Raw genomic sequence first — 22,488 nt, forward strand, 5'->3', positions numbered from 1 at the left:
CATATGTGAAATTTTCTCGCCTGAAGTTGTAATAGGCTTTTTGAAAAATTACGAAAACTTCAATTTTGCCTCTTTTGTAATCTTTTGCTGTAATTCCACTTTATACATTCCAAAAGCATAAAAAAAGCTGCCATTTTGAGGCAGCCTTTTAAATTGTGTAATATAACTTTATATTAAATTTACCTTTGTTTTTTCATTACCAAAGCTGTCCTATTGGTCAGGTATATTTTCAAGTTCTGATCTTGGTCGGTTTTATAAGTAATGCTGGTATCTATTCTGTCGAAACCTCCAAACTCAGATGCATCACTATTTAATATAATTTTATAGGATCCTTTCTGAGGAGCTTTAAACTCGTAGTCAAAGATTGAATTGCTTACAGAAAAGTTAAAGATGAATATCAAGTTATTTCGTTCAAATATGATGACGTTGTTTTGATTGTCCATATTTAACTGCTTTCCTGGAAGCGCAGAAAGGATGTGGTTCTTTCTTATGGTCTTGATCATTTCCCTGTCAAAATTCAGCAGGTATTGATACTTAAGTTGTTTGCTGTCTGCTAGTGTCCACTGTCTTCTGGCGTAGGCATAGGACCAGTTGTTTCCTTGACGAGGGAAGTCTACCCACTCTGGATGTCCAAACTCATTGCCCATAAAGTTCAAATAACCCTCTCCTCCAAGAGAGATAGTCAATAGCCTGATCATTTTATGCAATGCAATTCCTCTATCAATGATCAGGTTTTGGTCTCCTACCAACATGTGGTAATACATTTCTTTGTCCATGAGCCAGAAAGCCAGTGTTTTGTCTCCAACCAAAGCTTGGTCATGCGACTCACAATAAGCAATGGTTGGCTCCTTCCACCTTCTGTTGTTTAGGACATTAAATATTTCATGAATATCCCATTCTTCATCTGACTTTTCCTTCAAAATCTTAATCCAGAAATCAGGGATTCCCATCGCTAGTCTGTAGTCATAACCTAAACCACCATCTTCATTCGTCCTGCACAGGCCTGGCATGCCGCTGACATCTTCCGCTATGGATATAGCGCCTGGTTTAAAGTCATGCACTAGCTTGTTTGCCAGTTGTATATATATAATTGCATCCCAATCTACATCATATTTGAAGTATTTGTCATAGTGATCAAATGAGGTATGTCCATGGTGGAAGTAAAGCATGGATGTTACGCCATCGAAACGGAAACCGTCGAAGTGAAACTCCTCTAGCCAATAGCGAAGGTTGCTAAGCAAGAACTTTTTAACTTCCCATTTTCCATAATCAAAAAGCTTGGAGTCCCAGCCCTCATGATAGCCTCTGCCGCCTGGGTGAAAATACTGGTGGTCGGTGCCGTCAAATTCATTAAGGCCTTCGGCAATATTTTTCACAGCATGAGAATGAACCACGTCCATAATTACTGCAATACCCTCTTTGTGGGCTTTGTTTATTAGGTATTTCAGGTCTTCGGGTGAGCCAAACCTACTTGAAGGGGCAAAAAAGTTTGAAACATGGTAACCAAAAGAGCCATAGTAAGGGTGTTCCTGTACAGCCATCATTTGGATAGCATTATAACCGCCCTTCTTTATACGTGGTAAAGTTTCGTCAGCGAACTCTCTGTAAGTTCCTACGCCTTCTTTTTCCTGAGCCATTCCTATGTGGCACTCATATATAACTAGCTCGTCGCATTTTTTTACATCAAACTTATCGTCATCCCATGCAAACTCTTTTTCTGGCATCCACATTTGGCCAGAAAAATCATAGGTTTGCGGGTCTTGTACCACACGCCTAATATAAGCAGGAATTCTGTCTAGTGAGCCGTTGTTGGCTACGATATGAACTTTAATTTTACTTTCATGGGTCAGTTTGTCTTTGTACTTGCTATCCGGTAAAAAAATCTCCCAGTCTCCATTGCTGTTTCGCTCCAATGGATGGGAGTTCCTGTCCCAGTTATTGAAATCTCCAGTTAGGTAAATCTGGTGCGCACCCGGTGCCCATTCTCGGAACCACCACCCTTTCTTTTTTTTGTCATAGTTAAAGCCATAGTATTGATGTGCAGTTGCAAACTTCTCAATGCTTCCTGCATCTTTTTCTATTTCACCCAAAGCTTTATGGTACCTTTCCAGACGAGCAGCAATGTCATCTGAATATGGCTCTAACCATGGGTCGTCTTGGATAAGTGGTAGTTTTTCCTGATCGGTAAGGTTCATATCTCTAAAAATTAATATAAAACGTAGTTCTTTTAATTTAGTAATTAAACAAAAGGTTAAAAAATCTTTTGGCTTTTTAATCCGTTTAGCATAAAAATATCTTCAAAAGTAATATACTTTTTTCTGTTCCAATAGTTTTTAAATTTTATTAAATTTTTTCTGAATATGGCATTCCGCTATTTGGGTCTTAATTTTTTTTATGGAAGTAAATTACTTTGTTGCTGTATTACGTCTTTGCAAGCTCCGAAAAATTTACCCTATAACTCAGTTTAAATTTTAACTTCGTACTTTGAAGTTACTCCTTTTTCCCAACAGTCTAATGTAAAAGCAGTAGTTTGAGCGATATTTGATAAAGCCTCTCGGGTAAGAAAAGCCATATGCCCAGTAATAATGACATTTTTAAATGACAGAAGCCTTGCAAATGTTTCGTCTTTAAGGATCGCATTGGAGTGGTCCTGAAAAAACAGACCAATTTCGTTTTCATAAACATCTAGTCCTAACCCGCCTATGTGTTCATTGACTATTTCATCGATTGCGTCTTGTATATTGACTAGCTGTCCTCGGGCTGTATTGACCAGTAAAACACCTTTTTTCATCAAGGCTATAGTTTTTTTGTTAATTATGTAGTGTGTGTGTTTATTATAAGGTAAATGTAATGAGATGAAGTCTGACTCTTTGCACAATTTTTCTAATGTACAAAACTCCACTTGGTACTTTTCAGTAAGGTCAGGTTTTTCCGATCTGTTATATCCTAATATTCTGCAACCAAATCCATTCAAAATACTTGCCATTGCCTGACCAGTCCTTCCTAGTCCAACTATTCCGGCAGTTTTGCCGTGCAAGTCTGTCCCCACAAGGTCATTGAGCGTAAAGTCATATTCTCTCACTTTAGTGTTTGCCCTTAAAAGCTTTCTATTAAGTGCAAGTAAAAGCATCATAGCATGTTCTGCAACGGCAAAGGGGGAGTAGTCTGGCACATGCGCTATGGTAATGCCAACTTTGGAAGCATAACGGGTGTCTATTCTGTCAAGTCCGGCAATTCTTAGGGCCACATGTTTGACTCCTTTTTCCACCAGTTTGTTTAGCATTGGTTTGTCCAGCGCTTCTCCTGATATGGAAATGGCATAGGTGTTGTCAATATTTGCTGCACTTTCTATGCTTAGAGGCTCTTCCACATAATTTACTTCATGATTATGCAGGGCCCCTTTCAAAAAAGGTAATTCGTAAAGCTGGGTATTAAACACAATTACTTTCATAGATAATTTTTTAACTTGGATTATGCATTAGATTTCGTTAAGAGGGGCAAAAGGATAAAAAAATCAGCGTATTTGGTTTTGCAAAGCATAATGGTTCTATGGTTAAAAACCAAATGGGAGCGGAGCGCCTCATTTGAAGTTATTTTGCCACGCAATAGAAAGTTCTAATGCATATTTCAGGTTTAACCCTATATTTCCAAAAGAGTTATGTGCCTCTATTTATTACGTTACTTTAGGTTACTAGTTTTCCTGTTTTGTAAGCCCAATACACGCACTAAGGTTCTTTTTATATGGTATTCACTTCATTGGCTTGTTTCTCTGATGCTAATTGTTTTAAAATTAAATAGTTATTTGAGGTTTCATGCATTCAAACCAAACCTTATTTTATAAACTAAGTTAAGGAAGTCCTTTAGTCTTTCTAAACACAAAAAAAGTTTATTTTTGAGGTAGCGATTTTGTAAAAGGGGCGGATATGTGTAATTTGCTTGTTTAAAAACGTCCAAAAAACTGATGAAAAAGATTTTCTTTTTGATATTGACAGTGTTTAGCTGTTTTCAAACTGTAAAGGGGCAGCATCAACTGGAGTATTCTGGTTTTTTTGATAGCTACTATTATCGTTATTTTAACATTACTGCTGGTGGTGGAATTTCTGCTTACCGTGGCGATTTGTCCCATAACCTAGGTTTAAATACGATGGGGTACAATGCCAATATTGGTGCTCATTATCGGATTTGGCCAAGGGTGATGTTTGGTGGTGAATTTACATGGTTTACGTTAAGGGCAGAAGATGAACATGATTACAGAAACCTAAATTTTGAGTCTCAAAATTGGGAGGTGACAGGAATTGCTAAATTTTTTATTATAGATGATGCCGTTCGTGTGGCCCGGGACAGGAGTCGCCCGCCTAGGTTTAGTAAGCCTTATATTTTTACAGGTGTAGGTTTTTTGAGCTATAATCCTGAATCTTGGTATACCGAACCTTCTCCTGATATGATTGAATATGAAGATGGAGAACGGAACTATCCTGGGGGGACATTGGTGATTCCTGCTGGTTTGGGTGTTTCATTTTATGTTTCTCCCAAAATAAGCATCTTAGCTGAAGCGTCTTATAGGTTTACTTTTACTGACCATTTGGATGATGTGAGTGAGCGTGGCGATTTGGCCGGAAATGATGGATATGCATTGTTCAGCTTGAAACTGCAATTTACCCCAGACCCACCAGCATTTAGGAAGAAACGGAAAAGAAGGAAAGCTTTGCCTCCTCCTGCGCCTTCCAGAGAAAGCAATGGAGATAGAGAAGAAGGCGGTAGGGAAGAAGGTGGTAGGGAAGAAGAGCAACCTTCTCGCTCAGGAGACCCATTGGAAGATCAAAGAGAACCTTCACCTGAGCCAGAGCCTGAAATTGAGGAAGAGCTTGAGGAAGAGCTTGAAGAAGAGTTAGAAGAAGATCAAAACTATGATGATGGTTATGAGGAGGATATTGAACCTTATTCCGAGCCAGAGGATGATTACGACTGGGGTGATGATTGGGGAGATGACTGGGATTAATCAATGCGCTCAGGACAATTACTGATTGTTTTTGATGGTCGGAGGCTTCTAATTTTGCATTTTATTTTTAAATTTGAAGCTCCTGAACTAATATTGCCTTAGAAAACCGTATGTTTTTGCGGTATTTCTAAGAATATTACAATTAATTGTTTTATATCTTTTATTTTCATAAACAAAAAAATAAACAGACGAAATGGCCGAAGTAATCAAAATGCCTAAGATGAGCGATACAATGACGGAAGGGGTTATCGCTGCATGGCATAAAAAAGTAGGTGATAAAGTAAAGTCCGGTGATGTTCTGGCAGAGGTGGAAACAGACAAGGCTACAATGGAGCTTGAAAGTTATGACGAAGGCACTTTGCTTTACATTGGTGTTAGTGAAAAAGAAGCAGTTCCTGTAGATGGGGTACTTGCTGTTATTGGAGAAGAAGGGGAGAACATTGAAGGTCTTCTAGAATCTATTAAAAATGGATCATCGTCAAATGGCGATTCGTCTGAAAGTGAAGATCAAGATGACGATGGTTCTGAAGAAGACATTGATACTTCTGATATTGAAGCGGAAGTTATCAGAATGCCAAAAATGAGTGATACCATGACAGAAGGTACCATTGTTGCATGGCATAAAAAAGAGGGAGATAGTGTACAGTCGGGAGACCTTTTAGCTGAAGTTGCTACGGACAAGGCTACTATGGAACTTGAGTCTTATGAAGATGGTACACTTTTATATATCGGGGTAAAAGAAGGAGATTCAGTCCCTGTTGATGGTATCATTGCTATTGTAGGTGAAAAAGGGGCTAACTATGAAGCACTTCTCAAAAAAGAATCTGCTCCTAAGAAGAAAGAAAAGGCAGAACCAAAGAGCCAGCCTTCTTCCGAGCCTGCCAAACAAGAAAAGCCTGCCGCTTCTAAATCTACTGCTGATGGAAGAATAAAAGCTTCCCCTCTGGCTAAAAAACTTGCAAAAGAAAAAGGTATAAACCTAGCTGATGTTCAAGGAAGTGGAGAGCATGGTAGAATTGTCAGAAGGGATGTTGAGTCTTATCAACCATCTGCAAAACCAGAGGCAACAGGAAAAGCCGAGCAAGGTGTTGTATTGCCTCCTGTAGTAGGTCAGGAAAGCTTTGAAGATGTACCTGTTTCTCAAATGAGAAAAGCTATCGGCCGTAGGGTTTCGGACAGTAAGTTTACAGCCCCTCATTTCTACGTGACTATGGAAATTAACATGGACAAAGCCATTGAAGCTAGAACTAGCCTTAATGCCATTTCTCCAGTTAAAATTTCATTCAACGATATGGTAATTAAAGCAGTGGCTGCCGCTTTAAGACAAAACCCTAGCGTTAATGTTTCTTGGCTTGATGATAAGATGCGGAAAAATAACCACATCCACATTGGTGTGGCTATGGCTGTGGGCGAAGCACTTTATATCCCTGTTGTTAAATTCGCTGATAACAAATCATTCTCTCATATCGCTGCTGAAGTAAAAGATTTTGCTGGAAAAGCAAAAGCTAACAAACTTCAACCTTCTGATTACGAAGGTAGCACATTTACTATTTCAAACCTTGGTATGTTTGGTGTAGAAGAATTTACAGCGATTATTAACCCACCAAATGCATGTATATTAGCTGTAGGTGGTATTAAAGAAACCCCTGTAGTGAAAAATGGCCAAGTGGTCCCTGGAAATGTTATGAAAGTAACCTTGTCATGTGACCATAGGGCTGTGGACGGTGCTAATGGTGCAGCTTTCCTTAAAACGCTGAAAGGTCTGTTGGAGGATCCAGTACGTATCCTCGTTTAAATTATATAGCTTTAAAGCCTCTCTAACAATTGAGAGGCTTTTTTGTTAATAATTAAAATGGTTTTTTATGAAGGACACTTTTTATAGTTCTCTTTTACTTTTATTATTATCTGCTTTACTTATATTTTCTTCTTGCCGAAGGGAAGACAGGGTGATTTTGGGAGCTTGGCAACTACGTGAGATGTATACCATGCCAGCAGACACAAATGTTGCTCCTGATACTTTACAACCAGAACAAGAAGAGGTTTACATATTCAGTCCTGATGGTACGTATACACTTGATAAAATAGTAGAAAGACAAGGTGACGAGGATCTTGTGATTATGCGGGGCAGTTGGGAGATGACAACTGTACAAGAGAATGACCAAGATAGGAGCATGTTGAGGTTGAGGGAAAAACAACTAAATAGGGTAGTAGAAAAATCTTATCAAATTGAACGTTTGGCAGAAGATACGCTTATTTGGAACGATAGGCGTAGGTTAAGATATTTTTTCAGTAGAGTAGAGGACAATAACTAATTATGATAGAAATCAAATCAACTACAGTATTGGCCATCATCCATAATGGACAGGTGGCTATAGGAGCCGATGGACAGGCTACTATGGGAAACACTGTTGCAAAGAGCAATGTTAAAAAACTTAGAAAACTTGCAGACGGTAAGATCGTGACTGGTTTCGCCGGGTCGACCGCTGATGCATTTTCTTTACTGGAGCGACTTGATGAAAAGCTAAGTGCTTACGGTGGCAATATGAAACGTGCGGCCATTGAGCTGGCCAAAGATTGGCGTACAGACCGTTATCTTAGGAAGCTGGAAGCAATGATGATCACTGCTAACAAAGATGAATTACTGGTAATTTCAGGTACTGGCGATGTTTTAGAGCCAGATAAAGAAATTGCTTCTATAGGATCTGGTAGTATGTATGCCCAATCCGCAGCCATAGCTTTGAAGAAACATGCTCCGCACCTTTCGGCAGAAGAAATGGTTAGGGAGGCACTCCATATAGCTGCTGATACATGTATTTACACCAATCATAACATTATTATAGAGACCCTAAGCCAGTAGTTTTATCTATATTTGATAAATAGACGCAAGAAACAGCAAATGCGAAAGAATGGCTGTTTTTTAGGTGTTGAGTGTTGAAACTTATTTTAGTTTTTGAAAATAATATAGCCGGCTTTTGTCGGCTTTTTTTGTGAGTGGGTGGTATCTAACCCAAATTTTTATAGTTAATTTCAACATCTGTAGGATCCGTTCGTTGTTATATTTTTAAATAGGATTACCCATTTAAGTCTCTAGAAGTAATAAGTTTTTTGCATGATAAAATGCTTTAAACGGTCTTCCTTAAGTGACGGTACGTGCCATAGTTAGACAATAAGACGGCCATTGATGAAATTGCGTAAAGAACTTTATAACCATGGAGCGGCCAAAAAATTTGCTGTCTGAGCCCGACGCAAGGAGGGTGAGTTTCATCCCGATAGCTATCGGGATAGCGTAATGGTTATAAAGTTTAGCAAATTTCATCACAGGCCTTGACTTTTTTGCTTACTTTTTTTGTCCAAGAAAAAAAGTAAGGCCTTGCCGGCGAGGCAAAAAGTAACTTAGCTAGCCTATGTAAGCTAATAAAGCATCAGATATCTAAATGGGTAACCCTATTTTTAAATATTTTAAAGAGCAACCATGGGTTCAAAAGTGTTATTTAAATCTCCTTTTGTATGTAGTTTACACATATGTTGGTTGCTTATATAGGCTTTCTGTACAGTAAGGTGTTTTTCTTTATTCGTTCAATCTATAGAAATGTTTGGTTGATAGACTTCGATGCGCCTTCTGGCTTTTTGTTTTTTTTGGTATATGAAAATCGAGTATATTGTATTTTAAATCAAATGTGATTTAGGGTTGTATGTCTTTTGAAAACGACTTTCAAGCTATACGTATCCAGGAGGGCATTCTCCATGTGATACTTAAAAATGTTGAGTCTATTGATTTGGACTTTGCTAAACATATGGTGCATGAGCGCAAACTGTTTATAAAAGATAATGCTTTTCCCGTATTAATTGATTGTGGAGTTCTAGGAAGCATGGATAGGGATGCACGCCTTTACCTTGCTGATGATGAATCTTGTAAAGGTTTATTGGCTTGTGCTTTATTTATTCACTCGCCTGTACAGAAAATCATAGGGAATTTCTATGTAAATATCAACCCGCCTTCAATTCCTTCAAAGGTTTTCACTGATCATGAAGAAGCGATTTTTTGGCTGAGTCATTTTAAGGTTAACAATGAGTCTAATATCTCTTTGCCATTTACACCTAACAATACATCAGGTAACAATCCTATAAAGATCTTTAATTAACACATTTAGCTATTATTTTTTCTTTCTCAAAATGAATTAGGTATGTAGAAAAGATGCAAGTGTGTAAGACCGGATGGGCTTTAGGTGAAAACTATTTAATCAAGCTTTGTTTTTTATAGTACTTTTTTACAAGCTCCTTTCACCAATACTTAAACAAATCTTTACTTTTACTTCTAATTCCAAATTTGAATTTTTACGTACGCTCTAATTATTACCCGTTGGTATATTTGTTAGATGAATTGAAACAATTACCCAAAAGCAGGGTTTTCCGGTTAATGGTCGTAAACAATAATTATAAACCGGTTGTAAAAAAGCTTGCAAGATTTGGATGCTTTTCTATTGGTACCGTGTATGTTCTTGTAGGGATAATGGCTCTGTTGTCTTTTTTAGGAGAAACAGCAGAAGATGCTGCCGATGAGGAACGTATTATGGACCGAATAATGGAAATACCTTTAGGGGAAGTTATTATTGGAGCACTTATTATCGGTTTGTTGGGATATATTATCTGGAGGGTCTTTGAAGCCATAACAGATCCTTATAAATTTGGAAATGATGCAAAAGGATTAGCCAGACGTATCGGTATTGCTTTAAGTGCCAGTGGATATGCATTGATTGCTTTTTCTTCTGCTGAAATACTGTTTGGGGAAAGACAAGAAAATGGAGAAGAAGAGCAACAGATCATGGTAGCCGAAGTGTTAAACTGGACAGCAGGCGCTTGGCTTGTTGGTGCTGTTGGTGTAATAGTTGGTTTGGCAGGGTTGGTACAATTTAAATATGTCATTCAGGGAGATCATAACCCTAGGCTAGCTATAGAGCATCTTTCCGATAAAAAGCGGTCCATCATACAGTTTTTAGCGCACACTGGTTATTTTGCCAGGGGGCTTATTTTATTGGTTATAGGATACCTGATAGTATACGCAGCAGTACAAGGAGAACCCGGGGCAGTAGGTGACACCGATTCAGCTTTTGATTTTATAGGGGGAGGGGTAATAGGTAGTGTGTTTCTGGTACTGGTCGCTATTGGTACCATATGTTATGGCGCATTTATGTATGTTTCTGCTGTATATTATAGTTTTCGTCGTGGATAATCTATTGATTAAGAATTAATATTATGAAAATTTACTTAGCCGGACCTGATGTTTTTAGAGGAAATGCAAAAGCTCATTTTGAACGGATGAAAGTAGCCTGTGAGGCACATGGTCATGAAGCCTTAATTCCGCTCGATAATGAAGTAGATATGAGCAAAGATAGAAAGATTATTTCCGCTTCTATCTTTAAAGGAAACATTAACATGATGGACAAGGCCGATGTTATCATTGCCAATATTGAACCTTTTCGTGGTGCTTGCATGGATGATGGTACTGCTTTTGAAATAGGCTACTGTTATGCAAAAGGGAAAAAAATATTGGCTTATACCACTTGTGTTGATTTAGATTTGCCAACCATTACTTCTCGGATGTTTGACATGAGTAAACAGCCAGATTATACAGAAATAGAAGACTTTGGTAGCTGTGTCAATCTTATGATTAGCAATGCAGTTGAAGCTATTGGGGGTAAAATTTACACTTCTTTTGAAGAGTGTTTAAATCACCTAGAATAGCTCGTTTTGGGTGCAATCTGGCCTATGTGGTCCGTCTCCTAAAGCCGTATAAAGAGTAAACCACTAAACCTGCGGCCAGCCATACAAGGAACCTAATCCAGTTGTCCAAACCTAATTCTGACATTAAGTAAACATTTATAATTAAACCCAATACCGGAATTAAGGATAGTTTTTTATATACGGCAGTAATGGAGAGGGCTGTGGCAAACAAAATGAAAAATATATGTAACAGGTTATCTACTGGAGCCAGAAAAGCATTGATATAATGGTCAGGGTAAAAAATATCTGGCCATAGAGCCAAAAGAAGTAGAAAGGTAGCCAAAAATATAGGTATAAAGACCCTACTGTTTAAATAGGGTATTTTGAATTGATCTTTTTTAGGGGCAGCTTTCCGTACCAGTACTCCTCCACAAACTACCGCAAATGCAAATAAAGTGCCTATACTTGTTAAATCAGTTACTTGGGTTAGGTTCATAAACAGTGCAGGGATGGCTACGATTAGCCCTGTAACAATAGTAGCAAAAGACGGGGTATGGAATCTTGGGTGTATTTTTGAAAATACAGGAGGAAGCAACCCATCACGACTCATGCTCATCCATATTCTAGGTTGCCCCATTTGAAAAACTAGTAAAACGCCGGTCATGGCAATAATGGCACCAAAAGCAACGATTCCAGAAATAAAAGACAAGCCCACTTTGTCAAATACAAATGCGAGTGGATCTCCCACACCTAATTCTTTATAATTAACCATTCCTGTTAAAACAAAAGAAATAGTCACATATAAAGCAGTACAGATAATTAGGGAAACTATCATTGAAAGTGGTAGGTCTCTTTGCGGATTTTTCGATTCCTCTGCCGTAGTGGAAATTGCATCAAAACCTATATAGGCAAAAAATACAGCAGATACCCCAGAAAGGACACCTCTCAAGCCTTCAGGGGCAAAGGGGGACCAGTTGTCAGGGTTTACATAAAAAGCACCAACAATAATTACCATTAAAATAATGCCTAACTTAAAAACTACCATGAGATTGGCCGTTCTTTTGGTCTCCTTGATGCCGGTGTATACCAACGTGGTAATCAGGATAACAATCAACAGGGCTGGAACATCTGCAATAAGAGGGGTTCCACTTATTTGGGGGGCGCTAGTCCACGCCATATAGGCAGCTCGTTCGGTTAATAGCAGGTTCTCCCAAAGCACACCAGCTTCCAATTTCTGCACAACACTTTCATACCCGTTTATGGCGCTTAAATAATCCATGGACAACCAATGGGGAATATTTATCCCTATCCCTTTCATCAAATTGGTGAAATAGTCAGACCATGAAATAGCAACAGCTATATTGCCTATAGCATATTCCATTATCAGGTCCCAACCAATGATCCATGCTACAAACTCCCCAAATGACACATAAGCATAGGTATATGCACTTCCTGCCAACGGAATACCAGACGCAAATTCTGCATAGCAAAGAGCTGAAAACAGACAGGCTATGGCCGTAAAAACAAATAACAGACTTACTGCGGGGCCACCCGCTGCACTTGCATTGCCAATCGTACTAAAAATCCCAGCTCCTATAATGGCTGCAATACCGAAAGACGTAAGGTCTTTAAATGTCAAATTTCTGCTTAGCTTTTTTTCGCTGCGCAGCTTTTGATGGATTTCCAGTGTTTGGCTGATGTCTTTTTTCTTTGTCAGTTTTTTGTAAAACTCTCTGTTCATTCTTACCTGACTTAGGGCTTATGAAATGCCTTTTTATGTCTGCAATATAGTTAAATACACTTTGCAAGTGAAAAAGTACCTGCTTTATCTTACATGTAGGTAATTCTCTAACCCTAAAAACAAGGAACTACCTACGGTGAATAGACCTTGTATATACTGATTTTAAATTAAAGTTTTAGCTCATGAAGTTATTTCTGTTTTTCTTCCTATTATTTTCAAATTTGTTTTCACTTAACAAGGATAAAGGCATTGCCAACGATGATAATGCAGAGCAAATGATAGAGTGGTCGGAGTCTTATAAGTTGAAGTGGGACGATTTTCAAGGGGATCCTGCCCAGAATAAATTTGCTGCTATGACCTGTAGTGATATCAGTGTGAAAAGCTTCAAGACCGGAAAGGATGTTACCTATACCGTTAAATGCTCATTCAAAACTAACAAGTCCTGGACCAGGAGTAAATCTCAAAGGGTGCTTGCCCATGAACAGTTACATTTTGATATTACAGAATTACACGGACGTATTCTTAGGAAAAAATTCAGTGATGTTGGGGTGGCGCTTTCTAAGGAAGAATTCAAAACTACAGTAGACAAAGTTTTTGCCGACTGGAATAAAATGGAAAAGCTTTACGATAAGGAATGTAGGCATGGACTAAATAAAGAAAAGCAAAAAGAGTGGGAAGAAATGGTGGAACGGAAGCTTAATGAACTGGAAGATTATAAGTCATCGGCTGTTACTGTAAAGGGAAAAGAACAGCAGGAAACGGCTTCCCATTCCCAGTGCAAATCTCATATTTGTGCCTTACATTAGAATTTTTACTAACCAGTATAAGTTTATACTGGTTTTTTTGTTGAGAAAAGAGCTATCACAAGAATTTCTATATAGGATTACCATTTAAGTCTCTAGGAAGTAATAAGTTTTTTGATGCTTTAAACTGCCTTTCTTAAATGGCGATATGTGCCATTGTTAGAAAATAAGGTGGCCATTGATGAAATTGCGTTAAGAACTTTATAAGCATGAAGCGGCCAAAAAATTTGCTGTTTGAGCCCGACGCAAGGAGGGTGAGTTTCATCCCGATAGCTATCGGGATAGCGTAATGGTTATAAAGTTTAGCAAATTTCATCACAGGCCTTGACTTTTTTGCTTACTTTTTTTGTCTAAGAAAAAAAGTAAGGCCCTGCCGGCGAGGTAAAAAGTAACTTAGCGAGCCTAAGTAAGCTAATAACACATAAGATATCTAAGTGGGTAACCCTATTTCTATATTTAAACCTGAAATGTGCATTAGAACTTTCTTTTGCCCCTTATAACGAAATCTAATGCATAATCCAGGTTAAAGGACTAAATTTTTAGTATAATTGCTGGCTTTAACATATCCGTAATGGTTAAAAACCTTATAAGGGAAGGGGAAGGAGAAACCCTTGACTTTAAACATACAATCTCAAGCGCCAAAAAAATTGCCAAATCTTTGGTTGCTTTTGCAAATACCCATGGAGGGAAAATTTTAGTTGGAGTTAAGGATAATGGATCCGTAGTCGGAGCAACGGCTGAGGAAGAGCGTTATATGTTGGAAGGTGCGGCTGCCCTAGAATGTAAGCCTCCTGTAAAAGTTGAATTTTGTGAAGAGATCATTAATGGTAAAACCATATTGGTAGCTGAAATTCCGGAAAGCCATAATAAACCGCATTATGCAAAAGACAGTGATGGCAGGTGGTGGGCTTATATTAGGGTTAAAGATCAGTGCCTGATGGCCAGTAAGATTATGTTGGATGTTATGCGAAACGAAAGTAAAGGTAAATCTCCCACCATTACTTTTGGGACTCCTGAAAAAATACTGTTAAAGTATCTTGAAGAAAATAATCAGATTACTTTAAAAGGATTTTGTAAATTAGCCTATATTCCCAGATGGAAGGCCAGTCGTATTTTGGTAAATATGATTCGAATGAAAGTGATACGGGTTAATGCATCTGAGAAGTTGGAGTACTACTGTATATATTGACTTTATGATTAGATCTTCATTTACTTTCTTTTTAATACTATTGTTTGCTTCGTGTTCAAACCGGTCCACAAACGACGTTTTTTGGAAAAGTGATTTTGCTGATGGCATGAATGAACACCATTGGGGAATCCAAGAGAGTAAAATGTGGGGCATGGAAAACTTAAGCATCAAAACTATAGAAGATAGGCAAGTGTTGAATGTTGTTTACCCCAAAGGTTCGGCCAGTCCCAATGTGACGGTCAATGAGGGCGCGCCAGTTGGAGGCGGGCAATTTCTTGCAGCCTTATGCAACGTGGACTCTGTATTTTTTAAATATAATGTACGCTTTTCCCCTGACTTCGATTTTGTAAAAGGAGGGAAGTTGCCTGGACTTTATGGAGGAACAGCTAATAGTGGAGGCAGTATTCCCACCGGTTACGATGGCTTTTCTACTAGATATATGTGGAGGGAGGATGGAGTTGGCGAACTTTATTTATATACCCCGGAAAGTGAACAATGGGGGACACCTATTGGAGCAGGTAATTGGACTTTTGAAGCAGGCAAATGGCATAGCGTACAGCATCAAGTAGTTTTAAATACCCCTAATGTTCATGATGGGAAAGTTAATATTTGGATTGACGGGGAGCTGGTGCATAGCGAAGAAGGTTTGCTGTTTCGGTCGACAGAAGACCTTAAAATCAATGGTATATTTTTTAGTACCTTTTTTGGCGGTAATGATGGTTCATGGGGAAGTGGTTTAGATACATATATTGATTTTGATGATTTCTCTCTTAGCCAAACCTATATTAAGTAAATTTTTTCCTTTTTTGCTTGTTATCACCTGGTTCATCGATTTGTAGTAGATATTTGCAAGGAAATTACGATGCATGGTAGAAAGCTGCATGTACTACGGTTGTTTTAACCTTGAAAAAATAGGACTTTCTATACATAGCAAAAGTGCTGATTTACTGTTGTTTTGCTCCTAATGAGAAACCTATCGCATAATTCAGGTTTAACGTTGATGTTTTCCTTCTACAGACTTATTTACGTATTCATGTTTTTTCTTTGTTCCCCTATTTTAGTCTATGTAAAATTCCTGCTTTTTCTGCTTGTTTTTTACTGTGTAAGTATAGTGTAAATAATTGAAAATTAGATGTATGAATGTAGTGTTTGTGGATTAGTATGTATTGTACATATAGAAGATTTTTGTTTTATTTTACTTTTCGATTTAGGTAATATTTAGTATCATTTTTTATTAAATATTGGAAATATTACATAATATACTTTAAAAGTATAATGAAGCTGCTTATCTTTAAGCTTCCAATTGTGCTTTTCTTCGGATTGCTGTTTAGTGGTATGTACAGACAACACTTTGTATGCCTGCATGTATAACACTAGATGGTCAAAGAGTATGATTGGGAAATTGTAAAACTTATTTTCTAACCCTAGCTAACTTTACCATGAAAAAAAGCTACATTTTGCCGGTTCTCGGTTTTATCTGTATGGTTTTCGTACAGAAGGCATGGTCTCAAGAAGCATACCCCTTCCCTCAGGATGTGGAGTATACTTATGGACAAATGCCAAACAATCGAAACACGGCACATGCACAGGCTGCTTATGAAGCCTGGAAGAATGAATATGTTACCACAGAGGGTGCCTGTGGTCACAGACGTGTTATTTTTGACTTTTTCCCTGGAACCCAAAGAGGAGCCGAGGACAGATCTATGACTGTATCTGAAGGTATTGCCTACGGTATGCTTTTGGCAGCATACGCTGGTGACCGTCCTGTATTTGATGGTCTATGGGGGTATTACCAGCACCATGCAAACCATAACGGGTTTATGCACTGGAAAATTCAGAACTGTAATGTTATAGGAGAGAACGGTGCTTCTGATGCTGACCTAGACGTTGCAATGTCTTTGGTTATTGCTTCTTATCAATGGCAAAGTGATGACTATCTTAGTGATGCAAGAAGAATGATTCGCTTGATAAGAGAACACCAATTTGATGGCGACATATTGAAGCCAGGTGATATGTTTGGAGGATGGAATCTTACTAACGCTTCTTATTTCTCACCTCACTATTATAAAGTTTTTAAAAGGTATGACCATGGTCATGAGCAGTTTTGGGATGATGCGGTAACAAGAGGTTATCAGATCATAGAAGCTGCTGGTGGTACAACTGGTTTAGTGCCTGACTTTCACAGAGCTGATGGTGAGTATAGTCCTGATGCTTCCCATTACGAAGAAGGCGGTAGGGATTTTATCTTTGATGCTGTCAGAACTCCTTTGAGATCAGCACTTGACTATTTATGGCACGGATCGCCTGAAGGTAAAGCTTATTGTGAAAAAATTATTGGATGGTTAAGAGATTCTCATCAAGACAACCCTAATAATATTGGATCGCGGTATGCAACAAGAATCTCTACCAGTGGAAATGAAGGTGATAAACTTGGGCACCACCTTAACAATACATTCTTAGGATGCTTTGCTGTAGGTGCTATGGCTGCCGATGGTTTGGCTAATAACCAAAGTTTTGTGGATGAAATTTATCGTGTAAACCAAGAAGTAAACCCTGGTTATGGTGAGTACTTTAATGCTACCATCAAAACTATTGCACTTTTTGTTCAGACAGGTAACTTTTACCTTCCTCCACCTGATCAATGTGAAGCTCCTGACTTAGGTGATAACAGGTCTCTCTGTGAAGGTGCTATAACTTTGGATGCAGGAGTTTCTAACAGAACCTATACTTGGAGAAGAAACAATGTTACTTTGTCTGAAACTGGACAAACGCTTCAAGTGTCTCAGGCAGGTGACTATGAAGTGGTTGCTACTGATGCTGAGGGTTGTACACGTAGAAGTAGGGTGACTGTTTATGATGAAGAAATTAATGCTGATTTTACCTCTTCTGTAGTAGCAGGTAGTATTAGATTGAATAATACTTCAACTGGTGGTATTTCAGACTATCATTGGGAAGTTTCTTTAGATGGTGTGGTAGTAGAAGAAAGTGAAGAGGAAAACTTTGCAACTGAAATATTGAGCGAAGGTGCTTATGAGGTTACCTTAACTGTCAATAACTCAGGATTTGGTTGTTCTGATACTGATGAACTTACAAGAACTGTTCTCATTAGCGATGGTGAGGGATGGTCTGCTAACCAGTTTAATGACAATGCTTACGCGCAACCTTGGATTGGAGCCAATGGCTATGAAGAATTACCTCGTACTTGGTGTTCTGAAGAAGCGCATGATGATGGGGATGACCCAGAATGTCTTGACTTACCTTGTGGCTTGTTAGAAGTTAATGTAACAGGTGGAGGACAGTATGATCCATTTGGTGTAAACTTCAGACATGATGACGAAGATGTAGCAGTAGATATGGATGCTGTTCCTTATGTTACTTTTAGAGTTAGGACTACAGCAGATGTAACCCTTGGTGTTGGAGTTAATGATGGACAAGTAACTACAAACCGCGCAGAGGTTGAACTTACTGCCGGAGAAGCTCAAGTGGTGCAGGTAGAGTTCCCTGCTGATAATACAACTTTAAGAACAGGTTGGTTAGATGAAGACAACCCAAGTGTAGAGGTTGATTTTACTAATATAGTTGCTGTTAACTTCTTCCCTATGGAAGACGATCCTGATTGGGAAGGCACTATAACTATAGAATGGATTACTGTTGGTGGTGCTACTGTTCCAACCCCAACTTTTGATCTGGAAGTTGATGAAAACGGTTTCCCTACTTATGATGCAGATGGTAACAGAATCTCAACTTGGCAGCAAAGGGTAAGTGCATGTGATGGAGAGGCTGTTGTTAATGCTCAGTCTTGTAGTGCAGAAGAAATTCGCTGGTATTCTGGAAATACGAACACGTTAATTGCTACAGGTGAAACAGCAGAGCTTGCTCCTGGTAGATATTATGTAGATTTGATTAACCAAGGAGGTATTACTCGTGATACTGTAGAAGTTAGAGGCGCTGACCTTGAAGCAAACTTTAGATATGAACTAGAGGACAATGGTCTTGGCCTTCGCTTGATCAATACTTCTGTAGACTTTGACTCTTGGGAGTGGAGTTATGGTACTGACGATTTTGAAGAAGGTGCCGAGACTTGGGAAGAAGGATATCATTATTATGAAGAAGAAGGCGAGTATGAGGTTTGTCTATATGTATTAAATGAAACTTGTGGAGATAGAGATACTATTTGTAAAACTATTGAAATCAAGTGTGAAGCGCCAATGGAAGACCCTGCTGGATTCAGTGTAGATGGTGCTGAAGTAGGTGATACGTTGACCACTTGTGCTGGAACTGAGCATGTAATCTCTGTCGAAGAGATCGAAAATGCTGAAAGCTATGCATGGTATGGTATGGAAGAAGATGCGCTAGAAGAAGATCTTGAGCTTACTTTCACTTTTGAGGAATCTCACTGGATCAAATTTGAAGCCTATAACCAGTGTGGTGAAAAAGTTGAAGACTCGCTTTACGTACATGTACTACCTGAAATGGTCGCAGAGTTTACTGCTACTGAACATGAAGATGGTGGTGGAAAATATATTTTTGAAGCTACGTGGGTAGGAGAAGAAGAGGATGTGCTTTATGAGTGGGTTATAGATGGAGAAACGAAAGGTGAAGGTATCTATATTGAACTGGAGCTTGAAGAAGGTGAAAACACTGTAGAGCTTCATGTAAGTGGAGAGTGTGGTGAGGATGATACTTTCGAAGTGATTGATGTTGAAGTTGAGTGTGAGGAAATAGGTACTGCTTCTAGCATAGAAGGTGATGACCTTGTTTGTCCTAACGCTGATGAAGTAGTGTTTACCGTTGCAGATGTAGATGGTGCTACTTCTTATATGTGGACTGTTCCTGAAACTGCTGAAATTATTGATGGAGAAGGAACAAACACTATTACTGTTTCTTTCGAGACTACTGGCGGCGTTGTTTCTGTCGTTCCTAGAAATGCTTGCCACTATGGCAATGAGGTAGAGCTTGAAGTTAATATTTTAGAAGCTACTGCTGACATTACTGGTGAAATCGAAGGTGAAGAAGCTGTATGTAGTGGACTTGAGGATGTAGTTTACACTGTTGAGCCAGTTGAAAGTGCAGCTTCTTATGTTTGGACTGTACCTGCTGGTGCTGAAATCACTGCAGGAGAAGAAACAAACAGCATTACTGTAACTTTTGGTGAGGAAGCTGGAGCTATCACAGTAGCTGCTATTAATGAATGTGGTGTAGAAGGTGCTTCTGTTGAACTTGATGTTGTCATTGAAGATGGTATCTCTGATGAGGTTGTTCAAGTATCAGGTAGCGAATCTGTTTGTAGTGGAGCTGTTGTTGAGTTCTCCGTACCTGAAGTAGCTGGTGCTACTGGATACGAGTGGACTATTCCTGCTGGTGCAGAAATTTCATCTGCTGATGAAACAGCTAGTATAGTAAGTATTACATTTGGTGACCAAGGTGGTGATGTATCTGTAACTCCTTACAACGCATGTGCTGAAGGATCTCCATCTGAAGCTTTTGCTGTTGAAATTAGTGGTGTAGCTAATCCTGCTGGAACTATTACTGCTAGTGCAGAAGAAGTTTGTGCAAACGCAACAGATCTAACTTTTGCAATTGACGCTGTTGATGGTGCTGACTCTTATAACTGGACACTTCCAGAAGGCGCTGTAATTACAGCTGGTGAGAATACAAATGAAATCACTGTGACTGTAGGTACTGAAGGGGGGACTGTAAGCGTAACACCTATCAGTGAATGTGGTGACGGAAGAGCTTCTTCTATTGAATTAGTTGTTAACGCTCCTGCTGCTGATGCTGGTGATATCGTAGGTGCTGAATCTGTATGTAGTGGTTTATCAAGAGAATTCTCAATTGCCGAAGTAGAAAATGCTACGGCTTATGAGTGGACTGTTACTGGTGACGCTACTATTGAAGGTGATGCTTCAGGAAATACTGTGACTATTGCTTTTGGAAGCGAAGGTCAAGTTGAGGTAAGTGTAACACCTATTAGTGACTGTGGAAACGGTCAATCAGCTGAAACTTCTGTACTTGTTATAGAAGGTGTTGAAGCTGCTGGAGCTATAAGCGGTGATGAATCTGTTTGTGCAGGTGCTGAAAATGTTCAATATAGCATTGAGCCAGTAGCTGGCGCTGAAAGCTATACTTGGACTGTTCCTGCTGGCGCTGATCTTGTTGGTGATGATAACGGTACTTCTGTTGTTGTTAACTTCAACAATTCTCAGGGTGGTGACATTACTGTTACCCCTCATAGCGAGTGTGGTGAAGGTACAAGTGCTACTTTACCTATATCTGTAATAGCAATTCCTTCTATTGACCTAGAAGGTGAAGAAGCTGTATGTGCTAATGAGTCTTCAGTTTATACAGTAACTGAAGTTGAAGGTGCTTCTTATAACTGGACAGTATCTGGTGCTCAGATATCTAGTGGACAGAATACCAATGAAGTTACTGTTAACTTTGAGTCAACTGATGCACATGTTTCAGTAATTGTTACAGGTGGATGTGCTAACGAAACTGCTACACTTGATGTAACTGTAAATGATGGCGCACCTACGCTTGGTGCTATTGACGGACTTGAAGATGTATGTTCTGGTACGGCTGTTACTTATTCAGTTGATGCCGTTGCAGGTGTAAATAGCTACGAATGGACTGTTCCTAGTGGCGTTTCACATGATATAGATGAAAACAGTGTAACTGTTAACTTTGGAACTTCAGGCAACTATACGCTTTCTGTAACTCCTGTTTCAGGATGTGGTGATGGCGAGCCTGTGTCTATCAATGTTGCAGTTGACCAAGGTCTAGGTGCAACCGGTGATATTACGGGAAGCAATGCTGTTTGTGTAAACCAAGAGTATACTTTCGAAGTCCCAGAAGTTTCTGGTGCTACTAGGTATAAGTGGATCTTGCCTTCTGGAGCTACTGCCGTTGGAAATAACAATGAGCGTGAGATTACTGTAAGGTGGAGTGAAAATCCAGGCGGTGAAATTAGAGTTATTCCTGCTGGAGAGTGTGGTAGTGGTAGTACTTCTACTTTGACTGTATCGGCTGCAACTGTTTGTAAGCCTGGTGATAGAGAAGTTGATGGGCCAAGGATTGTTTATACTAACAGTGAAGACAATAGGTTTGCTGTGGATCCAGTAGAAGGTTCTACTTATAGCTGGACTGTTCCAGAAGGTGCTATCATTACTTCTGCAAGCGCAGATAGCAGTGAAATATTTGTAACTTTTGGAGATGCTACTGGAGAGTTTGAAGTTACTCTTAGAGAAGAGAACTCTGAAGGAGCGCATACCACTACTTTCCCTATTGCTGTTAGCTTTACTACTTCTGTAGGTGAAGAGCTTAGTGGAGAGGTTACTGTGGCGCCTAACCCAACTGAAGGTGTATTCTACATTAACTTAAGTGAAGTGTTTAACGGTTCTGTTATTGTAAACGTTAGAAACGCTGTAGGTTCTCTTGTATACTCTACAACAGAAGAGCTTACAGGTAGTGGAGCTTCATTAAGAATGAATGTTTCTGATTACCCTTCTGGTATTTATATGGTTGAAATTCAAACCAATGATGCCATGGTAGTTAAAAGAGTAATTAAGAACTAGTTTCTATAATTTACCTTTCGAAAAAAGCTCCTTCGGGAGCTTTTTTCGTTTTTACCCTTTTTATATGATTAATTTGGCTCATAGAATAGCATAAGTACAGTAATTACTGTTAAGTTATATTGGCTAGTGGATCGATTGTACTGTAGTTGTTTTTGTTTGAGACATATCTAATTTGGGAGAAGTTAACAATGGAAATCCCTACAAGCAGACTCATTAAACGAGGCAATACCGCTGTGAACTTGTTATAAACCTATATTAGGGCTGTGTAGGTATATGATTGTTAGGTTTAAAGGTGTTGTTAGCCCCTTTAATAGTTACTTTAAACAACTAACTTTTTGCATAGCTAAACCACCTAGTCGAGCCTAACCCTGTTTTGTCAATTTTTCATGCATTTGGAATACGACTTCAACTTTTCTTCAGAAATCTATGGGGTTGCTTTTAAAGCTGTATCAAGTACTGAA

At 38.9% G+C, this 22,488-nt stretch carries 14 protein-coding genes; 11 read left to right on the forward strand and 3 right to left on the reverse strand.

Translation table 11 applies throughout. From position 1 onward, the window contains the following. Nucleotides 1-179: 179 nt before the first annotated feature. Both RCC89_11830 and RCC89_11835 read right to left on the reverse strand, forming a co-directional pair. On the reverse strand, nucleotides 180-2,195 hold the full coding sequence (locus RCC89_11830; GenBank protein WMJ73844.1) for an alpha amylase C-terminal domain-containing protein: 2,016 nt from the start codon (nucleotides 2,193-2,195) through the stop codon (nucleotides 180-182). 269 nt (nucleotides 2,196-2,464) lie between these two features. After that, nucleotides 2,465-3,451 (reverse strand): NAD(P)-dependent oxidoreductase, encoded by a 987-nt coding sequence (locus RCC89_11835; protein ID WMJ73845.1) that lies wholly within the window; start codon nucleotides 3,449-3,451, stop codon nucleotides 2,465-2,467. Nucleotides 3,452-3,961: 510 nt separating this feature from the next. On the opposite strand from RCC89_11835, the gene RCC89_11840 reads away from it, so the two are divergent. The 7 genes from RCC89_11840 to RCC89_11870 all read left to right on the forward strand — a co-directional run bounded on the left by RCC89_11840 (nucleotide 3,962) and on the right by RCC89_11870 (nucleotide 10,741). Next, entirely contained in the window at nucleotides 3,962-4,999 is a 1,038-nt protein-coding gene (locus RCC89_11840) for a hypothetical protein (protein WMJ73846.1), read from the forward strand. Between the two features lie 193 nt (nucleotides 5,000-5,192). Then, entirely contained in the window at nucleotides 5,193-6,794 is a 1,602-nt protein-coding gene (locus RCC89_11845; protein ID WMJ73847.1) for a pyruvate dehydrogenase complex dihydrolipoamide acetyltransferase, read from the forward strand. A gap of 67 nt (nucleotides 6,795-6,861) precedes the next feature. Then, nucleotides 6,862-7,311, forward strand: a complete 450-nt coding sequence (locus tag RCC89_11850; GenBank protein ID WMJ73848.1) for a hypothetical protein — start codon at nucleotides 6,862-6,864, stop codon at nucleotides 7,309-7,311. A 2-nt stretch (nucleotides 7,312-7,313) separates the two neighbouring features. Then, a complete protein-coding gene (gene hslV, locus RCC89_11855; GenBank protein WMJ73849.1) occupies nucleotides 7,314-7,856 on the forward strand; it encodes an ATP-dependent protease subunit HslV in 543 nt (180 codons plus the stop codon). An 835-nt stretch (nucleotides 7,857-8,691) separates the two neighbouring features. Then, nucleotides 8,692-9,141 (forward strand): hypothetical protein, encoded by a 450-nt coding sequence (locus RCC89_11860; GenBank protein WMJ73850.1) that lies wholly within the window; start codon nucleotides 8,692-8,694, stop codon nucleotides 9,139-9,141. A 275-nt stretch (nucleotides 9,142-9,416) separates the two neighbouring features. Next, nucleotides 9,417-10,229 (forward strand): DUF1206 domain-containing protein, encoded by an 813-nt coding sequence (locus RCC89_11865; GenBank protein ID WMJ73851.1) that lies wholly within the window; start codon nucleotides 9,417-9,419, stop codon nucleotides 10,227-10,229. 23 nt (nucleotides 10,230-10,252) lie between these two features. After that, entirely contained in the window at nucleotides 10,253-10,741 is a 489-nt protein-coding gene (locus RCC89_11870; GenBank protein WMJ73852.1) for a nucleoside 2-deoxyribosyltransferase, read from the forward strand. A gap of 22 nt (nucleotides 10,742-10,763) precedes the next feature. Here RCC89_11870 and RCC89_11875 read toward each other — a convergent pair whose 3' ends face one another. Continuing rightward, nucleotides 10,764-12,461, reverse strand: a complete 1,698-nt coding sequence (locus tag RCC89_11875; GenBank protein WMJ73853.1) for an amino acid permease — start codon at nucleotides 12,459-12,461, stop codon at nucleotides 10,764-10,766. A gap of 182 nt (nucleotides 12,462-12,643) precedes the next feature. Between RCC89_11875 and RCC89_11880 the strand changes: the two genes are divergently transcribed. The 4 genes from RCC89_11880 to RCC89_11895 all read left to right on the forward strand — a co-directional run bounded on the left by RCC89_11880 (nucleotide 12,644) and on the right by RCC89_11895 (nucleotide 22,027). Beyond that, nucleotides 12,644-13,267, forward strand: a complete 624-nt coding sequence (locus tag RCC89_11880) for a DUF922 domain-containing protein (protein WMJ73854.1) — start codon at nucleotides 12,644-12,646, stop codon at nucleotides 13,265-13,267. Nucleotides 13,268-13,835: 568 nt separating this feature from the next. Next, a complete protein-coding gene (locus tag RCC89_11885; protein WMJ73855.1) occupies nucleotides 13,836-14,453 on the forward strand; it encodes an ATP-binding protein in 618 nt (205 codons plus the stop codon). Continuing rightward, nucleotides 14,416-15,246: a hypothetical protein gene (locus RCC89_11890; GenBank protein WMJ73856.1), complete on the forward strand. Its 831-nt coding sequence runs from the start codon at nucleotides 14,416-14,418 to the stop codon at nucleotides 15,244-15,246. The genes RCC89_11885 and RCC89_11890 overlap by 38 nt, the downstream gene beginning before the upstream one ends. A gap of 646 nt (nucleotides 15,247-15,892) precedes the next feature. Then, nucleotides 15,893-22,027, forward strand: a complete 6,135-nt coding sequence (locus RCC89_11895) for a glycosyl hydrolase family 8 (GenBank protein WMJ73857.1) — start codon at nucleotides 15,893-15,895, stop codon at nucleotides 22,025-22,027. The last annotated feature ends 461 nt before the right edge of the window (nucleotides 22,028-22,488 follow it).

The organism is Cytophagaceae bacterium ABcell3 (genome assembly GCA_030913385.1).
GTDB lineage: Bacteria > Bacteroidota > Bacteroidia > Cytophagales > Cytophagaceae > ABcell3.